The organism is Phreatobacter cathodiphilus (genome assembly GCF_003008515.1).
GTDB lineage: Bacteria > Pseudomonadota > Alphaproteobacteria > Rhizobiales > Phreatobacteraceae > Phreatobacter > Phreatobacter cathodiphilus.
Genome location: NZ_CP027668.1, coordinates 876,449 through 891,995, shown reverse-complemented (window position 1 = coordinate 891,995; position 15,547 = coordinate 876,449). Strand labels below are relative to the sequence as shown.

Below are 15,547 nucleotides of genomic sequence, written 5' to 3'. Positions count from 1 at the left end.
GCGCCGCCGGCGGGAGTTGCCTTCCGTCGAGCCCTCTCACAGGACGAGGTATCCGACCGTGGGCGATGCTGAGCTGCTGAAACTCTCCGTCGATGTCGGCGGCACCTTCACCGACGTGGTGCTCGAACTGGGCGCCAAACGCTGGACGACCAAGGTGCTCACCACCCCCGCCTCCCCCGAGGACGGGATTCTCAAGGGGGTTGCAGACATTCTCGCTCAGGCGGGCAAGGCGCTGAGCGATATCGACACCTTCGTGCACGGCACGACGTTGGCGACCAACGCCATCATCGAGCGCCGCGGCGCCCCGACGGCACTCATCGCGACCGACGGCTTCCGCGACGTGATCGAGATCGGCACCGAGAGCCGTTACGACCAGTATGAACTGGCGCTCGAACGGCCCAAGCCCTTGGTCGCGCGGCCGCTGCGTTTCACCGTCCGCGAGCGGATCGACGCGCGCGGCGTGGTCCGCCTGCCACTGGTGGAAAGCGACGTCGTCGCCCTCGCCTCCACGCTGAAGGACAAGGGCATCACCAGCGTCGCCATCGCCTTCATGCACTCCTACCTCAACCCCGAGCACGAGAAGCGCGCGGCGGAGCTGCTGCGCGGCGCCATGCCGGGCCTCGCGATTACGCTTTCCAGCGAGGTCTGCCCGGAAATCCGCGAGTATGAGCGGACCTCCACGGCGGTGGCCAATGCCTATGTCCAGCCCATGATGGACGGCTATCTGACCCGCATGGAGTCCAGACTGGCCGCCGACGGCTTCCGCGGCTTCCTCTGCCTGATGACCTCGGGCGGCGGCCTCACCTCGGTGGACATCGCCAGGCGCTTCCCGGTACGGCTGGTCGAGTCCGGCCCGGCCGGAGGCTCGATTTTCGCGGCCCAGATCGCCGCGCGGCTGGGCGAGCCCAAGGTCATCGCATTCGACATGGGCGGTACGACCGCCAAGATCAGCCTGATCAACGATTTCAAGTCCGAGACCGTCCGCATGTTCGAGGTGGACCGCGCGGCGCGCTTCCTGAAGGGCAGCGGCCTGCCGGTCCGCATTCCGGTGATCGAGATGGTCGAGATCGGCGCCGGGGGCGGCTCGATCGCGCGGGTCGACCGGCTGAACCGGGTGACGGTCGGCCCCGAGAGCGCCTCGTCCGATCCGGGCCCGGCCTGCTACGGGCTCGGCGGCGAGCGGCCGGCGGTCACCGACGCGAATGTGGTGCTGGGCCTCATCGACCCCGTGGCGTTCGCCGGCGGCAGCATCACGCTGAAACCCGAACTCGCCGCCAGGGCGCTCGAAACCCATGTCGGGGCGCCGCTGGGCATGAACGCCACCATGGCGGCCTATGGCGTGTACGAGATGGTCTGCGAAAACATGGCGAGCGCCGCCCGCGTCCATGCGGTGGAACGCGGCGCGGTGGCGAGCCAGCACACGGTGATCGCCTTCGGCGGCGCGGCACCGCTTCACGTCGCGCGCGTCGCGGAGAAGATCGGCGCGCGGCGCGTGATCGTTCCGGCCAATGCCGGCGTCGGCTCCGCGGTGGGCTTCCTCGCGGCACCGATCTCCTTCGAACTCGTGCGCACGAACTACATGCGGCTCGGCTCCGAATTCGACGCCGCGGCGGCGAGCGCGCTGCTGGCCGAGACCTCGCGCGACATTCATGCCTGGGTCTCCAGCGCGGCGAAGGGCGCCCCGCTCGAGGAAAAGCGCGTGGCCTACATGCGCTATGTCGGACAGGGGCACGAAATTCCGGTCGAGTTGCCGAACCGCGCGCTCACCCAGGCCGACGAAGCCGTGTTCCGGGCCGAGTACGAGGCGGCCTACAAGATCCTGTTCAAGCGGATCATCCCCCATGCGGCGATCGAGATCATGGCGTGGTCGGTGGCGGTATCGACCCGCCAGGTGCTGCCGGAGGCGATCGGCCCGGTCAGTCCCAAGGCCTCGCCGCCGGCCGAGGGCTTCACCCCCTTCTTCGACGGCCGCTCCGGCAAGGTCATCACCATTCCGCGCTACAACCGCGTCGCCCTCGAGCCGGGCGCCCGGGTCGCCGGTCCCGCAGTGATCGCGGAGGCCGAAACCTCGACCTTCATCACCGACAGTTTCGAAGCGTGGATCGACGCGGCCGGCTCCATCGTCCTGGATCACAAGGAGCCGGCCTCCACCGGCGCGCTGGCGGCCCGGGAAGGAGTACCGGCATGATCCAGACCGTGCCGCTCGGGTTGATCGACAAGCAGATCCTCTGGAACCGGCTGATCGCCGTGGTGGAAGAGCAGGCCCAGACCCTGCAACGCACGGCCTTCTCCACCATCGTCCGCGAATCCGGCGACCTCGCCGCCGGGGTGTTCGACGTCCGCGGCCGCATGCTGGCCCAGGCGGTGACCGGAACCCCGGGGCACATCAACTCCATGGCCCTGGCGGTCGGCCATGTGCTGGAGCGCTACCCTGCGGAGGCGATGCGGCCGGGCGACGTCTTCATCCACAACGATCCCTGGATGGGCACCGGCCACACCAACGACTTCTCGGTCACCACGCCCTGTTTCCGCGACGGGAAACTGGTCGCGATATTCGCCTGCAACAGCCATCTCATGGATATCGGCGGCGTGCCGCGCATGTCCGGTTCCATCGACGTCTTCATGGAAGGGCTCTACCTGCCGATCCTGCGGATCGTCGAAGCCGGCGTCGTCAACGAGACCCTTATGGAGCTCATCCGGGCCAACACCCGGCTGCCGGTCGAGACGGAGGGGGACGTCTATTCGCTGATCGCCTGCAACGATGTCGGCTGCGAGCGCCTCGTCGAGACGATGGCAGAGTTTGGAATCGACGATCTCGGGCCGGTGGCCGACCACATCATCGACACCTCGCGCGCGGCCGTCCTCGCCAATATCCGCGCACTGCCCAAAGGCACCTGGTCCAGCACGCTGACGCTCGACGGATTCGACGGCCCGCTGGCGCTGAAGGCGGCCCTGACCATCTCGGACGGCGGCATCCACGTCGACTATGCCGGCTCGGCGGGCATGGTGAAGCAGAACTTCAACGTGCCGCTCTGCTACACCATCGCCTATACCTCCTACGCCCTCGGCTGCATCGTCGCCCGCGACATTCCGAACAATGCGGGATCGCTGGAGCCACGCACGGTCGCGGCGCCGCCCGGGTCGGTGGTCAACGCGCTCAAGCCGGCGGCCGTCGTCGCGCGGCATCTCGTCGGCCTGATGCTTCCCGATCTCGTCTTCGGATGCCTGCGCCAGGCCATCCCCGACCGGGTCCCCGCCGAAGGCGCCGGCGTGCTCTGGGGCATCAACATCAGCGGCCCGAGGGTCAGCCCGCCGCGCCATGACGACAGCTTCGTCGTCGGCATCGTGACGACGGGCGGCATGGGCGCGCTGCCGCTGCGCGACGGGCTTTCGGCCACCGGCTTTCCGAGCGGCGTGCGGGGCGGGCCGGTCGAGATCTATGAATCCATGTCCACCGTCATCGTCTGGCGCAAGCAGTACCGCCAGGACAGCGGTGGCGCGGGCCGCCAGCGTGGCGGCCTCGGCCAGGACATCGAGATCGAGAACGGCATCCCCGAACCCTTCGAGCTGGCCTGTTCCTACGAGCGCCTGATCCACCCCGCCGCGGGGTTCGACGGCGGCCTGGCCGGCGCGCCGGGCGTCGTCGCCCGGTCAGACGGCAAGAGCCTGCCGGGCAAGGGACGCTTTCCCATTCCGCCGGGCATCCGGCTTCACATCCGGTCGCCCGGAGGCGGCGGCATCGGCGATCCGCGCCACCGCGACCCGGCCGCAGTGGCGGCCGACCTCGCCAACGAACTGATCTCGCCCGAGGCGGCGCACAGCCTTTACGGCCTGGCGACCGACCGGGCCGCGGTGTGAGCCAGCCCTTCCGATCCTACCTCGGGGAGCCCCGAATGAGCGCAAGCATCGGCCTGATCGATCTCCAGATCATGTGGAACCGTCTGATCGCGGTGGTGGAGGAACAGGCCCAGGCGCTGCAGCGGACCGCCTTCTCCACCATCGTGCGGGAGTCAGGCGACCTCGCCGCCGGCGTCTTCGACGCCAAGGGGCGGATGCTTGCCCAGGCGGTGACCGGCACGCCGGGACACATCAATTCCATGGCGTTGGCGGTCGGCCACGTGATCGCGAAATTCCCGGTCGAGACGATGAGGCCCGGAGACGTCTTCGTGCACAACGACCCCTGGATGGGCACCGGCCACACCAACGACATCTCGCTGACCACGCCGTGCTTTCGCGACGGACGGCTGATCGGGATCGTTGCCTGCAACTGCCATGTGTTCGATATCGGCGGTGCCGTGCCGTTCATGGACACCACCGACGTCTTCATGGAGGGGCTCTACCTGCCCATCCTGAAGATTGTCGACGCGGGCGTGATCAACGAGACCCTGTTCGAGGTGATCCGCGCCAACACGCGCGAGCCGGTGGAGACGGTCGGCGACGTCTACTCGCTCGTCTCCTGCAACGATGTCGGCTGCGAACGTCTCCTGGAGATGATGGACGAGTTCGGGATCGACGAGCTCGACCAACTCGCCGATTACGTCATCGACACCTCGCGCGAGGCGGTCCTGGCCGAAATCCGCAAGCTGCCGCGGGGCACCTGGCACAACAGCATGCTGGTCGACGGGGCGAGCGAGCCGATCCGGCTGGCGGCGGCCCTGACCGTGTCCGACAGCGGCATCCACGTGGATTTCACCGGCACGGACGGCATGGTGAAGTACAACATCAACGTGCCGATCTGCTACACGCTCGCCTATACGAGCTTCGGCCTCGGCTGCATCGTCTCGCACGGCATCCCGAACAATGCCGGTTCGCTCGCGCCGCTCACCATCTCGGCGCCGCCGGGCTGCATCGTCAACGCGCTGAAGCCTGCGGCAGTCTTCGGACGCGCCACCATCGGCATGATGATGCCGGACCTCGTCTTCGGCTGTCTCCGGCAGGCGGTGCCCGACCGGGTGCCGGCCGAGAACACCTCGGTGCTCTGGCGCATCAATGCGCGCGGCCCCCGCACCAGTCCGGCGCGGATCGACCAGACCTATGCGGTCAACGTGCTGACCAACGGCGGCATGGGTGCTCTTCCGGGTAGGGACGGGCTGTCGGCGACCGGTTATCCCAGCGGCGTGCGCGGGGGTCCGATCGAGATCTTCGAGTCCATGTCCACCGTCATCGTCTGGCGCAAGGAGCTGCGCCCCGACAGCGGCGGTGCCGGTGCGACGCGCGGCGGCCTCGGCCAGATCATCGAGGTCGAGAACAGCATCGACCAGCCCTTCATGTATCAGGCGCGCATCGGCCGCCAGGAGTACCCGGCGCGCGGCTATGGCGGCGGCAAGGACGGCGCTCTGGGCCGGATCGAGCTGCGGTCCGACCCGGATATCCGGCCCGCGGCCCGCTATCACGTGGCACCCGGCGACCGCCTGATCGTCCGCACGCCCGGGGGCGGCGGCCTCGGCGATCCCGCCGACCGGCCACGCGCACTGGTCGAGGCCGATCTGGTCGAGGGCCGCATCACCCCAGAAGCCGCACGCACCCTCTACCGCTTCGATCAAACGGCATGAACGCCGACATCCCCAGTACCGCCGACGCACAGGAGAGGACCTTGACGAAGCCCACCACACACCTGACGCGACGCTCGGTCGTTGCCGCCCTGTCGACCCTGCCGGCCGCGGGCCTTGCGGGCCGCGCCTCTCCGGCGGCCGCGCAGGCCGCCCCCAGGAAGGGCGGCACGATGATCATGGTCATGCAGTCGGAGCCCCCGGCCCTGCTCTCCTTCGTCAACTCGAGCAGTATCGCCCTGACGGGGCGCACCACCGAGGGGCTGCTGCAATATGACGACAACCTGAAGCCGCTGCCCTCGCTGGCGACGGCCTGGGAGGTTTCACCGGACGGGCTGACCTACACGTTCCAGCTACGTCAGGGCGTCAAATGGCACGACGGCAAGGACTTCACCGCGGAGGACGTCATCTTCTCCATCCAGACGGTGAAACGCCTGCATCCCCGCGGACGCTCGACCTTCCAGTTCGTCTCCAGCATCGAGGCGCCGACGCCGCATACGGTCGTCCTGAAACTGTCGAAGCCGACCCCGTTCCTGCTGACGGCGCTGGCGGCGATGGAGACCGCCATCGTCCCCAAGCACGTCTACGGCGACGCCGACCCCTTGTCGCACCCCAACAATACCGCGCCCATCGGCACCGGTCCCTACGTCTTCAAGGAATGGGTGCGTGGCAGCCACGCGATCTGGGAGCGCAACCCCGACTACTGGGACAAGGACGGCGCCTATCTCGACAGGCTGATCGTCCGGTTCATTCTCGATCCGGCCGCCCGCACCATCGCCTTCGAAACCAGCAGCGTGCATGTGGGCTACCGCACGCCGGTGCCCCATCGCGACGTCGAACGGCTGAAGGCCCTGCCCCACATCCGCTTCGAGCCCAAGGGCTATGCCTACGACCCGCCGAACATCATCATCGCCGAGTTCAACCTCGACAATCCCTACCTGAAGAATCTCAAGGTTCGCCAGGCGATCGCCCATTGCGTGGACCGGGCCGCCCTGTGCCGGATCGTGTTCTTCGGCAACGCCTTGCCCTCGGCCTCTCCCGTGGTGCCCTATCACAAGGACTTCCACGACGCCCGCCCGTCACCCTACCCGTTCAACGTCAACGCCGCGCAGAAGCTGCTCGACGAGGCCGGTTATCCGCGTCGCGGCAACGCCATGCGCTTCACGATCAACATCGACTACACCGGCGAAGACCAGCGGCCGGTGGCCGAGTTCCTCCGCTCGTCGCTGGCTCGCGCGGGGATCGGCCTCGACCTGCGCAGCCAGGACATGGGCACGCTCGTGAGGCGCGTCTACACCGACCGCGATTTCGGCGTTCATCTCGCCTCCATTAGCAATCTGTTCGATCCGAATGTCGGCGTGCAGCGCCTCTACTGGTCGAAGAACTACCTGCGCGGCGTGCCCTTCTCCAACGGCACGCACTACAGCAATGCCGAGGTGGACGCGCTGCTCGAGCAGGCGAGCATCGAGCCGGACAAGGACAAGCGCATCACGGCCTGGATGCGCGTGCAGGAAATCGTCAAGACCGAATTGCCGAACCTTCCGCTGGCCATGGCGACCTGGCAGACGATCCACCATGTGGCGGCGCAAGGCCACACGGTGAATGCGGAAGGGTTCGAAGGCACCTTCTCCAAGGCCTTCATGGCCGAGTGATGCCGAGGCCCTCTGCCAAGCGATGCGCAGAGGGCAGCCTTGCGACCACCTCGTGGGGTTTGGTCCCCAAATTGCTCCGCTTCCCGCGTTGGTGTTGGGCGATGCGAGGGCCGCAATGAACTTCATCCACGCGAAGCAGAAGGCGGCCATCGACGTCGAGCGCCTCGGCCTGATCACCTCGTTCGTCGCGGTCGCAGAACATCTGAGTTTCGTCGATGCCGCGCAGGCGCTGGGACAGACGCCGTCGACGGTGAGCCGCAAGGTCACCCGGTTGGAGGACTCCCTCGGCACCCGGCTCCTGGAGCGCACGACGCGACGGGTGGCGATGACGGAGGCAGGACGCCTCTACTATGAACAATGCGTGACGGTGCTCGGCGGGCTCGCCCAAGCCGAGGCTCTGGTCGAGTCACTCAGCTCGGAGCCGCGGGGCCTGCTCAGGATCAGCATTCCCGTCGCCTTCGGCCGGCTGCATCTCTCCTCTGCGATCCTCGACTTCATGGAGCAATATCCGGAGGTCCGGGTGGAGGCGAATTACTCCGACCGGTTCGTCAACCTGATCGAGGAGGCCTACGACCTCGTCGTGCGGATAGGCCATCTGCCGGATTCCAACCTCATCATCCGCAAGATCGCGGCCAACAAGCGCTGGGTGGTCGCCTCCCCCGGCTATCTCGCCCGCCACGGCACGCCGACGACGCCGTCGGACCTCTCGGGCCACAGCTGCATGAGCTTCACCCACTATTCGGCGGGCGGAAACGTCTGGCGCTTCCAGCGCGGCGACGAGGTCGAGGTCGTCAAGGTCGGCGGCGACTTCCGCTCGGACAATTCCGAGGCCGTGTTCGAGGCGACGCGGCGCGGCGCCGGCATCTCCATCATCGCGGCCTATCTGTGCCATGACAGCATCCGTCGCGGCGAGCTCGTGCCTCTGCTCACTGACTGGAGCAGCATTCCGGAGGCGGGCATCTACGTCGCCTTCACCCACAGCCGGCACATCGCGCCGAAGGTGCGCTACTTCGTGGACATGCTGAGCCAGCGCTTCCGCAACCCGCCCTGGCTCCTCGACTGAAGCGGGTGCACCCTGGGCGACGGCCTCACGCCGCGCGGCGGCGCTGGAACAGGTCCATGTTGGCGTCGCCCCAGACGCGCAGCGCCTCGATGATCGGCGACAGCGACCGGCCGCGCGGCGACAGGCTGTACTCCACGCGCGGCGGCACTTGCGCGAAGACCGCGCGATCGATGAGGCCGTCGGCCTCCAGCTCGCGCAACTGGTTGGTCAGCATCCGCTGGGTGACGTCGCCGGCACGGCGGCGCAACTCGCCGAAGCGCAGGGGCCCCTCCTGCAAGTGATGCAGAATGACGGCCTTCCACTTGCCGTCGATCAGGCTGATGGCGGCCTCCACCGCGCAGCCGGGGGCGCAGTCGAGGCGGGAATGGCGAGCCTTGGCCATGGAAATCTCCCGATCCTCCAATAGTATCATTTTCGACACTACTGGCGATGGATGTGCGTACGTCAGGTTTTGGCGATGAGACTACATCAGGCGCCACGCCAGCCCAAGAGGAGCCTTCCATGCGCGCCATCGCCTATCGCCAGCCCGGACCGATCGATGCTCCGGACGCCCTCGTCGCCATCGACATGCCGCGTCCCGAACCGACGCGGCGCGACATCCTCGTCGAGGTGAAGGCCGTTTCGGTCAATCCCGTGGACACCAAGCTTCGCGCGGGATCCGCCCCGTTCGCGGGGCGGGCCGAACGCATCCTCGGCTGGGACGCGGCGGGCATCGTCGCCGCAGTCGGACCGGAGGTCACCCGTTTCATGCCCGGCGACGCAGTGGCCTACGCCGGCAGCATCGCGCGCGACGGCAGCAATGCCGAATACCATCTCGTCGACGAGCGGATCGTCGGCCGCAAACCGGCCAAGCTCTCCTTCGCCGAGGCCGCTGCCCTGCCCCTGACCAGCATCACCGCATGGGAGACGCTGTTCGACCGGCTGCGCGTCGGCGAGCCGGTACCGGGCGCCGCGCCGGCCGTTCTCGTGATCGGCGGGGCCGGTGGCGTGGGATCGGTTGCCATCCAGCTCGCGAGGGCACTGACCGACCTGACCGTCATCGCAACGGCGTCACGGCCGGAGACGCGCGAATGGGTGCGTTCCCTCGGCGCCCATCACGTCGTGGACCACGGCCGGCCTATCGCGGCCGAGGTTGCGGCGCTCGGCCTCGGTGCCCCGGCCTTCGTCTTCTCGACCACCCAGACGGACCGGCATCTCTCGGATATCGCGGCGTTGATCGCCCCGCAGGGGCGCTTCGCCCTCATCGACGATCCGATGCACCTCGACATCCTGCCGTTCAAGCGGAAGTCGGTGTCGGTGCACTGGGAGCTGATGTTCACCCGCCCGCTGTTCCAGACCGCTGATATGGATGAGCAGGGACGATTGCTTGAGCGCGTGGCGGACCTCGTCGACGCGGGTCGGATGCGCAGCACCCTCACCGCAACGCTGTCGCCCATCTCTCCCGGAACCCTGGCGGAGGCCCATCGCCGCGTCGAGAGCGGCGCGATGCGCGGCAAGATCGTCGTGGAGGGCTGGGGCTGACAGGGGACCGCGGCGTCGCGACCGTGTGACAACACGGTCGCCTTTGGCCGCACGACGTGAATAAAACGGCGGTGGTCTCCCGCGACCCGCCGCCACAGGCGAGGTGGAGCAGGGTCGCAGCCGGCCCGCCCTCCGCGCCTAGGGGCGGCGCACGAGAGTGCAGGTCGATGCCGGCAGCGGCTGGAACGCCTGGTCGCCCGGGATCGTCGCCAGCCGCTTGTAGTAGTCCCAAGGGCCCTTGGACTCGGCCGGCGTCTTGACCTCGAACAGGCTCATGCTGTCGTGCACCATGCGGCCGTCCGGCCGGATTTTTCCGTTCTTGTAGAAGATGTCGTCGACGGGAATGGCGCGCATCGCCTCCATGACCGGACCGGACGCGTCGGTCTTCGCCGCGGTCACCGCCTTCAGATAGTGCAGGGTCGACGAGTAGGTCCCGGTCTGCAGCATGTTCGGCATGGCCTTGACCTTGTCGAAGAACTTTCGGGACCAGGCGCGCGTCTCGTCGCTGCTGTCCCAGTAGGATGCCTCGGTGATGGTCAGCCCCTGCGCCTCGGCGAGGCCCAGGCCGTGGATGTCGTTGATGAAGCCGGCGAGAGTCGCAAGCTTCTGCCCGCCCTGCGTCAGGCCGAACTGGGACGCCTGCTTGATGGAGTTGATCGTGTCGGTGCCGGCATTGGCCAGCGCGACGACCTTCGCCCCCGAGGACTGAGCCCGCAGGAGCGCCGATGCGAAATCCGCCGTGCCGACCGGCAGCCGGACGCTGCCGAGGACCCGGCCGTTGTTTTCGCTGACGACCCGCGTCGACTGCTCCTGCAGCCCGTGACCGAAGGCATAGTCCGCGGTGACAAAGAACCAGGTGTCGAAGCCTTGTCGCACCAGGGCCTGGGCCGTGCTCTGGGCGATGGCGTAGGTGTCGTAGGCCCAGTGGACGACGAAGGGGCCGCAGTTCTCGTTGGTGATGCGGGTGGAGCCGGGCGACGACAGCGTGATGATTTTTCCCTTCTCCTTGGCGATTTCGATCACCGCCAGCGCGGGCGAGGAGGAGGCGACGTCCAGGATGGCGTCGACCTTGCGCTCGTCGAGCCATTGCCGGGCGATCGAAGCGGCGACATCCGGCTTGTTCTGGTGATCGGCGAAGACGAGCTCCACGGGTTTGCCCAGCACCCGGCCGCCGAACTCGTCGATGGCCATCTGCGCCGCGGTGACGCAACCCGTGCCGGTGATGTCGGCATAGACGCCGGCCATGTCCTCGATCAGCCCGATGCGAACGACGTCGTCGGAGATTGCGACCGACTGGGCCCGCGCCGAGAACGGCCCCGCGGCCATGGCCCCTGCCGCGGCCAGAGCAAACCTTCTCCTGGTGAGACGCATCGTTATTCCTCCCGAGATTGCCAGCCGGTCGACGCCGGCATTGTTCGACAGTCTCGGGGCGGATCTGCCCCCTTCTCAACGTCCACAGCCGACATCCGCGGTTCGGACGGGTGTGGGTATCTGACAGGTCGGGTGCGTCAGCGCTTGTCGCGCGCCGCGAAGGCCGCGAGGCCGCGCTTCGCATCCTCGCTGGTGAAAGTGCGCTGGCCGAGCCTCGCCTCCGCGGCGAAGGCCTCGCGATAGGGCAGATCCTGCAGCGTGAGGACGGCCTCCTTGATCGTCTGCACGGCGCTGGCGCTCAGGGCCGCCATGCGGGCGGCGAGCTCCTTCGCGGCCGGCTCGACCTCCGCTGCCGGCAGCACGCGGTTGACCACTCCCTTCGCCAGCATGTCGGCGCTGGAGAAACGCTGCGCGGTCAGCAGAATCTCCATGGCGTGGGCATGGCCGATCTGGCGGACGAGGCGCACCAAAGTCCCGCCGGCGGGAACGAAACCATGGATCGGCTCGGGGAGCTGGAAGATCGCATCGGTCGAGGCGATGCGGATATCGGTCGCCAGCATGATCTCGAAGCCGCCGCCGACGCAGAGGCCGCGGATGGCCGCGACGACCGGCTTGTACAGCGGGACGTTCTTCAGGTGAGCCGGATCCCAGGCGCTGATGTCGAACCGGTCGCTGGCGAGAGCTGGGATCGATTCGGTCAGGTCTGCCCCGACGCAGAAGGCGCGCTCGCCCGCCCCCGCGAGAATGACCGCGCGGACGGCGTCGTCGTGCGCGGCCTCGGCAAAGGCGCGCCCGAGATCGTCATACATGGCCAGCGACAGGGCGTTCAGCTTGTCGGGGCGCGCAATGCGAATGGTTGCGACGGCTCCGTCGCGCTCGACCTCGATCGCCATGTCAGATCGCTCCGCTGCCGGCCAGACGCCGGATCGCCTCGTCGTCGAGGCCGAGGAGTTCGGCGAGCACGCTGCGCGTATGCTGCCCGGGAGCCGGCGCGGCGCCGAGCGGGATCTCGCCCGTCATCGACAGCTTGATCGGCGAGCCAACCATGCGGACCGTCTCGCCGCCGACGGGCACCTCGACGATCATGTTGCGGGCCGCCACGTGCGGGTCCTCCACGACCTCGGGAATGGTCTTGATGGCGCTGAGCGGCACGCGGTCCCCCGCCATGGCCTCGAGTTCCGCCTTGCCGTAGGCGCTGAACCAGCGTTCGAGCAAGGGCTTGACCCGGCGCTCGGCGACGTCCGGATCGAAGCGCTTGTCCATCGTGTCGATCTCGGGATCGTCCGCCACCTCCGGCTCGCCGAACATCTCGCAGGTGAGCCGCCAGAACTTGTCGGTGTAGCCGCCGAAGAAGACGTAGCCGTCCTTGCAGGGAAACTGGCCATAGGGCCTGACGAAGGGGTGGTCGTTGCCGAGGGGCGAGGCGACCTCGCCCCTGGTCGTGTAACGCACGACGGCATTCTCCGTCAGCGTCAGGATGGAATCCTGCTGCGAGACGTCGACCACCTGCCCCTCGCCTGTCTTTTCGGCCGTGCGCAGGGCCGCGAGCGTGCCGATGGTCGCGTAGAGCGAGGCCGCGAGATCGCCGATGATGGTGCCGACCCGCACCGGCGGGCGGTCGGCATAGCCGTTCATCGACCAGAGCCCGCCGACCGCCTGACCGGTATTGTCGAAGGCCGGGCGCGAGGAGTTGGGGCCGGTGCGTCCGAAGCCGGATATGGCGGTATAGACGAGGCGCGGATTGCAGCGGCGCAGCTCGTCATAGCCGAGGCCGAGCTTGTCCATCGTGCCCGGCCGGAAATTCTCGACCAGGACATCGGCCTTGCGGACGAGCTGCTTCAACAGCTCCTTCCCGTCGGGCGACTTCAGATTGACGCTGATGCCCCGCTTGTTGCGATTGAACTGGGTGAAGAACGCGCTCTCGCCCGCGTCACCGCCGCCGACCATCGGGGGAAAGCCGCGGGCATAGTCGGGATCGTCGGGGTGCTCGACCTTGATGACGCTGGCGCCGAGGTCAGCGAGCAGCATGGCGCAAAAGGGTCCCGCGACGACGCGGGTGATATCCAGAACGACGATACCGTCCAGGGGCCTCCTGTCGCTGCGCGCCGCGTCGCCGGGCGTCTCCCGATCAGCCATTCCTCATCCTCCTGAACGTCGCCCCATGACCGGCCCTCTCGCCCCGCCGCGGCGAGACCAGCGTGTGCCACGTCGCCGGCGCAGCGTGAAACTTGCCCCCAACAGGATCGCGCGCGATATGTGGACAAACTCCACAAAAGGCCGGATCTCATGTGACCGACCTCTGTTCTCTCGCCTGTCCGCAGGTGCGTTAGATGGAGTGTTCAGCGAAATGCGGGGGAGCGAAGCACGTGGACCAGCGGGTGAAGACGGCGACCGCGCGATGGGCAAGGCCGGACCCGGCGGCAGGGTTTTATTCCCGCCTGTTGGCGCTGCTCGAACAGGGTGCGACACCGTCCGCTTTCGACGCTGCCGGAGGCGATATCCGCACGCTGCCGCCGGAACTGCACGAGCAGCTCGAGGCTGACCTCGCCCTCGCCATTCGACTGCGCGAGAACGTCGAACACAAATTGAAGCGCGAGCGCGAACTGATCGCCCTGAACGAGACGGCGCGCGATCTGTCGGCCATGCGCGATACCGACCAGGTGCTGCAGGCCATCATCCGTCGCGCCCGGCAACTGGTCGGCAGCGACATCGCCTATCTGTCCGCGGCCGTCGATGAACGCACCCCTTTTCGCGTGCGCGCCACGGAGGGGGTGGTCTCGGAGGCCTTTGCCAGCATCGTCGTGCCCCGGGATGTGGGCATCTGCGGAAGCGTCGTCAGAACGCGGCGGCCCTGGCAGTCCAGCCAGTACAAGTCCGACCGAAGCTTTCACCACGACCCGGATATCGACCGCGCCATCCTCTCGGAGGGGGTGGTGTCGATCCTCGGCATTCCGCTGGCGCTGGAACTGCAGATCATCGGCGTGCTCTTCGTCGCCGACCGCTACGAGCGCGCCTACAACCCGCAGGAAATCTCCATTTTGCAGTCGCTCGGCACTTTCGCCGCCCTGGCGATCGAGAATGCCAGGCTGCTGGAGGAGGCCCAGCGGGCGCTCAGCATGGCGCGCGAGGCGAACGCCGCCCTGCGGGCCAAGGCCGACGACATCGAGAGCGCCGCAATTGCTCACGAGCGGCTGACCGAACTCATCGCCCGCGGCGGATCACTGGAAGACCTCCGGCAGAGGGTGGCGAGCCTCCTCGGAGGAGAGGCTGCCATTCTCGACGAACGCCACGCAGCGATTGCCGGCGTGCCGCCCGAGACGGTTCCGGATCAGGGCCTTGCCCACGCGGTCATCGAGAGTGCCCGCCTCGGGCGCTCCGTGACCTTCGAAGCCGCCTCCGGCCAGACCGTCACCGTGGCGGCGGTGTCGAGCGGCAGCGCCCGGCTCGGCGCGCTGGTGTTCACGCGACCGAAGCCCCTGTCCTCGCCGGAGATCCGCACGCTCGAGCGCGCCGCACTCGTCACCGGAATCGTGCTGCTCTCCATGGAGCGCGTGGCGGAAGCCACCTATCGCAGTGTCGCGGATATCGTCTCCGCGCTGCTGCGGGGCACCTCGGACCCGTTCCGTGCGGAGGGAGCCGCAGCCTTGCCGGTGGGTGTTTCGCTGTCCTGGCCCGCCACCATCGTCCTCGTCTCCTGCAGCGACGGATTTGCCGCCCACCTGCCGCAGGCCATCCGCAGCGCCGCCTCAGGCCGACAGACCATCGGAGCGGCGTTCAACGGCGATCTGGCCGTGATCACCTGCAGCGAGCATTGGGCGGGCGTGGCGGAGAAGATCGCGACGGCCCTCGAGGAGAGCGGCCGCGGAACCTACAACATCGTGGCGTCCCAGCCGGTCTCGGACGTCCAGTCCGCGGCCGACGAGTACAGGAAGCTGAGACGCGCGCTGTCCCTCCTGCGCAGCCTCGGCCAGAACGCCCGCATCGTGTCCGAGAAGACGCTCTCGCTCTACGGGCTCCTCTTCGACGGGCAGGGTGAAGATGCGGCGCTCGCCTTCATCACCCACACGATCGGGCCGCTTCTCGAACACGACCGCCGGCGCAAATCGCAGTTGGCCGCCACCCTCTATGCCTATTTCGAGACGGGGCGGAGCCTGCAGAAGGCGGCCGACGCGCTCGACATCCATGTCAACACGATGCGTCAGCGCCTCGATTCGATCGCCGCGCTCTGCCCCGGGTGGGCCGAGACCAGTCGCGGCCTGGAAATCCACATGGCCCTTCGCCTGCACCGCCTCACCGAGACGCTGCCGCGTTGAACGGGTGTAGATACGACACTGCCCCTGCGACCCGCTGTATGGCCGCCCGCCATTGAGGACCGCCACGCCGCGCCTCTA

11 protein-coding genes are annotated in these 15,547 nt (G+C 67.8%); 7 read left to right on the top strand and 4 right to left on the bottom strand.

Annotated elements, in window-relative coordinates; translation table 11 throughout:
• Positions 1 to 58 precede the first annotated feature (58 nt).
• The 5 genes from C6569_RS04360 to C6569_RS04340 all read left to right on the top strand — a co-directional run bounded on the left by C6569_RS04360 (position 59) and on the right by C6569_RS04340 (position 8,264).
• Complete coding sequence (locus C6569_RS04360) at positions 59 to 2,188, top strand: hydantoinase/oxoprolinase family protein (RefSeq protein WP_106747684.1); 2,130 nt, start codon at positions 59 to 61, stop codon at positions 2,186 to 2,188.
• Positions 2,185 to 3,858: a hydantoinase B/oxoprolinase family protein gene (locus C6569_RS04355; RefSeq protein ID WP_181313906.1), complete on the top strand. Its 1,674-nt coding sequence runs from the start codon at positions 2,185 to 2,187 to the stop codon at positions 3,856 to 3,858. Before C6569_RS04360 ends, C6569_RS04355 begins: the two co-directional genes overlap by 4 nt.
• Positions 3,859 to 3,893: 35 nt before the next feature.
• Entirely contained in the window at positions 3,894 to 5,552 is a 1,659-nt protein-coding gene (locus tag C6569_RS04350; protein ID WP_106747683.1) for a hydantoinase B/oxoprolinase family protein, read from the top strand.
• Between the two features lie 41 nt (positions 5,553 to 5,593).
• Entirely contained in the window at positions 5,594 to 7,201 is a 1,608-nt protein-coding gene (locus C6569_RS04345) for an ABC transporter substrate-binding protein (RefSeq protein ID WP_215905789.1), read from the top strand.
• Positions 7,202 to 7,316: 115 nt separating this feature from the next.
• Positions 7,317 to 8,264, top strand: a complete 948-nt coding sequence (locus tag C6569_RS04340; RefSeq protein WP_106747681.1) for a LysR family transcriptional regulator — start codon at positions 7,317 to 7,319, stop codon at positions 8,262 to 8,264.
• A gap of 25 nt (positions 8,265 to 8,289) precedes the next feature.
• Here C6569_RS04340 and C6569_RS04335 read toward each other — a convergent pair whose 3' ends face one another.
• Complete coding sequence (locus C6569_RS04335) at positions 8,290 to 8,646, bottom strand: winged helix-turn-helix transcriptional regulator (protein WP_106747680.1); 357 nt, start codon at positions 8,644 to 8,646, stop codon at positions 8,290 to 8,292.
• Positions 8,647 to 8,765: 119 nt separating this feature from the next.
• Between C6569_RS04335 and C6569_RS04330 the strand changes: the two genes are divergently transcribed.
• Positions 8,766 to 9,785 carry a zinc-binding alcohol dehydrogenase family protein gene (locus tag C6569_RS04330; protein WP_106747679.1) on the top strand — a complete coding sequence of 340 codons (1,020 nt, stop codon included), beginning with the start codon at positions 8,766 to 8,768 and terminating at the stop codon, positions 9,783 to 9,785.
• 138 nt (positions 9,786 to 9,923) lie between these two features.
• Here the strand turns inward: C6569_RS04330 and C6569_RS04325 are convergent, their stop codons facing one another.
• The 3 genes from C6569_RS04325 to C6569_RS04315 form a co-directional block, all read right to left on the bottom strand.
• The gene (locus C6569_RS04325; RefSeq protein ID WP_245898229.1) at positions 9,924 to 11,111 is read right to left on the bottom strand and encodes an ABC transporter substrate-binding protein; all 1,188 of its coding nucleotides are present in this window, start codon (positions 11,109 to 11,111) and stop codon (positions 9,924 to 9,926) included.
• A 182-nt stretch (positions 11,112 to 11,293) separates the two neighbouring features.
• The gene (locus tag C6569_RS04320) at positions 11,294 to 12,049 is read right to left on the bottom strand and encodes an enoyl-CoA hydratase/isomerase family protein (RefSeq protein WP_106747677.1); all 756 of its coding nucleotides are present in this window, start codon (positions 12,047 to 12,049) and stop codon (positions 11,294 to 11,296) included.
• A 1-nt stretch (position 12,050) separates the two neighbouring features.
• On the bottom strand, positions 12,051 to 13,292 hold the full coding sequence (locus tag C6569_RS04315) for a CaiB/BaiF CoA transferase family protein (protein ID WP_106747676.1): 1,242 nt from the start codon (positions 13,290 to 13,292) through the stop codon (positions 12,051 to 12,053).
• A gap of 230 nt (positions 13,293 to 13,522) precedes the next feature.
• Here C6569_RS04315 and C6569_RS04310 point away from each other — a divergent pair, with 230 nt between their 5' ends.
• Positions 13,523 to 15,469 (top strand): helix-turn-helix domain-containing protein, encoded by a 1,947-nt coding sequence (locus tag C6569_RS04310; protein ID WP_181313905.1) that lies wholly within the window; start codon positions 13,523 to 13,525, stop codon positions 15,467 to 15,469.
• Positions 15,470 to 15,547 lie beyond the last annotated feature (78 nt).